General features: G+C 63.3%; 1 protein-coding gene and 1 pseudogene. Both read left to right on the top strand.

Features of this window, described 5'->3' with window-relative positions; genetic code table 11:
* Positions 1–224 (top strand): annotated as a pseudogene (locus tag C0461_RS14360) (hypothetical protein); the annotation flags it as partial.
* 89 nt (positions 225–313) lie between these two features.
* The gene (locus C0461_RS14355; protein WP_292107983.1) at positions 314–742 is read left to right on the top strand and encodes a hypothetical protein; all 429 of its coding nucleotides are present in this window, start codon (positions 314–316) and stop codon (positions 740–742) included.
* Positions 743–746 lie beyond the last annotated feature (4 nt).

The following is a 746-nucleotide window of genomic DNA, read 5'->3' as shown; positions in this document are numbered from 1 at the left end:
TTTCGGCCATCTCCGGCGCCGGCGCCCAGGCCAAGGCCATGGAAGCGATCGCCGCTCTCGGTCAGGCCCGCGAAGCCATCGTCGCCACCCACCAGGAACTGGCCAAGGATCACCGTCGCATGGGCTGGGGCGTCTACGCCGCCGGACCGATGGACAAGCCGGACGACATGACCCGCCCGGTCGAGGTCCCGGGCCGTCCCGGCGTGAACCTGCGCGTCGCTTAATTCGCGGTAAGAATTCCCTTCAACCGTATCGGTTGAGGATAAATCAGCGCATTATCGCCTCCGGACCACAGGTTCGGGGGCGATTTTGCATGTTTGACACCCTCTACACCCAGATCGGCGCGATTTTGATGGTCGCCGTCCTGGCCTTCGCCATGCTGAAGGGCGAGGAGCCGGAGCGCGCCTTCGCGGGCGTCTATCTGGTGGCATGGCTGGCCACCATGCTGATTCAGCAGGAAAGCGATCTCTTCCACTGGCAACCGCTCGTGGCGCTTCTGGACGTTGTCATCCTCGTTTTCCTCATTGGGTTGAGTTGGAAGAGCAAACGAGCATGGCCCGCCTGGGCTATCGGTTTTCAGCTTCTCGCCTTGATGGGGCTGGTCCTGCCCTGGGTGGATGTACGCCCCCCCATGTGGTCCTATATCGCCGTCGTAAACATCAGCGTCTTCGGGGTGTTGGGCAGCCTGGCCGTCGGCACCTTCTGGGTCTGGCAGGAGCGCCGCGCCGCAGGCCTCGAATAGCGGA

This window comes from Brevundimonas sp. (assembly GCF_013823285.1).
In the GTDB taxonomy this organism is placed as follows: domain Bacteria; phylum Pseudomonadota; class Alphaproteobacteria; order Caulobacterales; family Caulobacteraceae; genus Brevundimonas.
This window is presented reverse-complemented; position numbering and strand designations above follow the sequence as displayed.

What these genes read in the sequence shown, in the direction of transcription:
- C0461_RS14355 (WP_292107983.1), top strand. Translation starts at nt 314, where the DNA reads ATGTTTGACACCCTCTACACCCAGATCGGCGCGATTTTGATGGTCGCC.